At 55.4% G+C, this 2,580-nt stretch carries 3 protein-coding genes and 2 tRNA genes; 3 read left to right on the plus strand and 2 right to left on the minus strand.

What is annotated here, in order from left to right:
- The 3 genes from GBM95_RS11490 to GBM95_RS11500 form a co-directional block, all read left to right on the plus strand.
- Positions 1 to 326, plus strand: a 326-nt coding sequence (locus tag GBM95_RS11490) for a sulfurtransferase TusA family protein (RefSeq protein ID WP_404817503.1), incomplete at its 5' end; no start/stop codon positions are given.
- 146 nt (positions 327 to 472) lie between these two features.
- Positions 473 to 549: transfer RNA gene (locus tag GBM95_RS11495), tRNA-Arg, on the plus strand.
- Between the two features lie 63 nt (positions 550 to 612).
- A tRNA-Arg gene (locus tag GBM95_RS11500) sits at positions 613 to 689 on the plus strand.
- A 392-nt stretch (positions 690 to 1,081) separates the two neighbouring features.
- Here the strand turns inward: GBM95_RS11500 and GBM95_RS11505 are convergent.
- Together GBM95_RS11505 and GBM95_RS11510 are read right to left on the minus strand one after the other, a co-directional pair.
- On the minus strand, positions 1,082 to 1,576 hold the full coding sequence (locus GBM95_RS11505) for a dihydrofolate reductase (RefSeq protein ID WP_152159219.1): 495 nt from the start codon (positions 1,574 to 1,576) through the stop codon (positions 1,082 to 1,084).
- Positions 1,577 to 1,616: 40 nt separating this feature from the next.
- Positions 1,617 to 2,417, minus strand: coding sequence for a thymidylate synthase (locus GBM95_RS11510; RefSeq protein ID WP_193222698.1), 801 nt, complete (start codon positions 2,415 to 2,417; stop codon positions 1,617 to 1,619).
- Between the last annotated feature and the right edge of the window lie 163 nt (positions 2,418 to 2,580).

Consider the following 2,580-nt stretch of genomic DNA (forward strand, 5'->3'; position numbering starts at 1 on the left):
ACCTCACGACGCGCTCGTCAAGGCCCGCGCCTGGATTGAGGAGCGTCTCTGATGACGGGTCCCGCGGACGCTGCGCGCTCGCGGGAGAGGCCGAAGAGCTGATGCTTCCCGGCCTCTCCTGCCCGATGCCGGTGCTCAAAGCCAAGAAAGCGCTTGCGAAGCTCCCTTCCGGCGCTCTCCTGCGCGTCTGGAGCACGGACCCGCACAGTCTTCCTGATCTCTCCGATTTCGCCCGCCAGACAGGCCACAGGCTTATCGGCCAGACGGAATCGGAAAAGGATGGAAAGCACTGGTTCGTGAGTCTGATTGCCCGTCGAGAGGATTGATCGGCTTCCACGCTGACCAAACCATCGCCATATCAGCCCGGCATCTTCGGATCGCCGGGCTTTTTATTGGCTTCCAAAAATATTTTTCTTTGTCTCTTGCTTTTTCCGCATGTTTCGTCTATAGTTCGTGCTCTGCAAATTTTGATGCGCCAGTAGCTCAGTTGGATAGAGTATCTGGCTACGAACCAGAGGGTCGTGGGTTCGAATCCTGCCTGGCGCACCACACAATTCGCAGAAAAGATCATTTTGGACTTTTGTCGAAAGTGATCCGCGCAAAGAAATACGTGCGCCAGTAGCTCAGTTGGATAGAGTATCTGGCTACGAACCAGAGGGTCGTGGGTTCGAATCCTGCCTGGCGCACCATTTCACTTTAAAGCGCATTGGAAATTGGAGCAGCTGTGATGAACAGTTGCTCTTTTTTATTGCCATTTGAAAACGTATGCCATTTCTCCTGGTTCGCCTCAATACACAGTTCTGAATAAGCCTCAAAATCGATTTGCCTAAAAAATAGGCAAATTCGTAACTGCATGATTCCTTTGCGAAGAAAGCATTTGTGCACTTTTTGAAGGGGAGTTATGCACATTTTCTGTGGAAAACCTTTCGCCCGGGCCTGTGGACAAGTGTCTCTTTCCGGATGGCATTTCATCTCGAAACGCCTTCTGCTGCAAAGAATTCCGGCTTTAATAAAAGAAAAGGTTCCGCTTCTCTTCTGAAGTCGGAACCTATGTGGAAATCTTGCTGTGCGGAAGGTGCGTTCAGAGGGACCGGCGGGACCACTCCTCGAACTCAACCCGCCATGGCCGGCGAGCGGTCGGAAACAGGATTTTCAAAACTGACTTTCTGAATTTTGCCCGGGGTATGGTCGGGAACCACGTATCGCCTTCGAAATCCTGATCGATGCTGGTGAGCCAGATTTTGTCCGCAAGCGGCATCGCCTGACGATAAATTTCGCCGCCGCCGAGCACAAAAATGCGCTCCGCACCGCCGGCTGCCTCGACGGCTTCAGAAAGCGACCGGACAACGAGCACGCCCTTAGGCACTGAGAGACGCCTTCGCGTAATGACGATGTTGAGGCGTCCGGGCAAGGCTCTTCCGATCGATTCCCAGGTCTTCCGACCCATCAGGACGGGCGAGCCGAAAGTCGTCTTCTTAAAGAACGCAAAATCCTCAGGGATGCGCCAGAGAAGGCGGTTTCCGCCCCCGATGACGCCGTTTCTCGCGGCAGCCGCAATAAGTTCAATTGAAGCCATCTGCTTGTCTCCAGTTGCGAATTCAGGGATTAGAGGCAGATCACACTGCGACGGGCGCCTTGATGGCGGGCCAGGGATCATAGCCTTCGAACGAGAAGTCTTCGTACTGATAGTCAAAGAGCGAAGCCGGTCGCCGCGCGATGACGAGCTTCGGATAGGGACGGGGTTCGCGCGAAAGCTGCAGCTTCGTCTGCTCGATGTGGTTGTCGTAGATGTGGCAGTCGCCGCCCGTCCAGACGAAGTCGCCGGGCTGCAGATCGCACTGCTGGGCAATCATGTGCGTAAGGAGCGCATAGCTCGCGATGTTGAAGGGAACGCCCAGGAACATGTCGCAGCTGCGCTGATAGAGCTGGCAGGAGAGCTTCCCGTCCGCCACATAGAACTGGAAGAGGCAGTGGCAGGGCGGAAGCGCCATTTTGGAGAGCTCCGCGGGATTCCAGGCCGTCACGACGAGACGTCGTGAATCGGGCGTCTCGCGGATGCGCCTGAGGACATCCGAAATCTGATCAATCGTGCCGCCGTCGGGCGTAGGCCACGAGCGCCACTGATGACCATAAACGGGACCAAGGTCCCCGTTTTCATCCGCCCACTCGTCCCAGATCGTCACGTTGTGGTCGTGCAGATATTTAATGTTTGTCGAGCCCGAGAGGAACCAGAGGAGTTCGTAAATGATCGAGCGCAGGTGGAGCTTCTTCGTCGTCACGAGCGGAAAGCCTTCCGAAAGCGGAAAGCGCATCTGGCAGCCGAAAAGCGACCGGGTGCCGGTGCCAGTTCGATCGGACTTATGAGTCCCCTTTTCAAAAATCTCCCGAAGGAGCGTTTCGTACTGATTGGATGCCATCAGCTCCTCCGCTCGAAAAAACGAAAACGCTGATTATAAGGTTGCGGAGTCCGGCGACGCGCGGAGAATCGGGTAGGAGGCATGGGATTAGTTCCCATGCCGTCCTCCCACACCACCGTACGTACGGTTCCGTATACGGCGGTTCCTAGTATCAAGGCTTAAC

It is taken from the genome of Sutterella seckii (assembly GCF_009183815.1).
Lineage (GTDB): Bacteria > Pseudomonadota > Gammaproteobacteria > Burkholderiales > Burkholderiaceae_F > Sutterella > Sutterella seckii.

Excerpts from the sequence above, each read along its gene's own strand:
- GBM95_RS11510 (WP_193222698.1), bottom strand. The coding sequence starts at position 2,417 with ATGGCATCCAATCAGTACGAAACGCTCCTTCGGGAGATTTTTGAAAAG.
- GBM95_RS11505 (WP_152159219.1), bottom strand. The coding sequence starts at position 1,576 with ATGGCTTCAATTGAACTTATTGCGGCTGCCGCGAGAAACGGCGTCATC.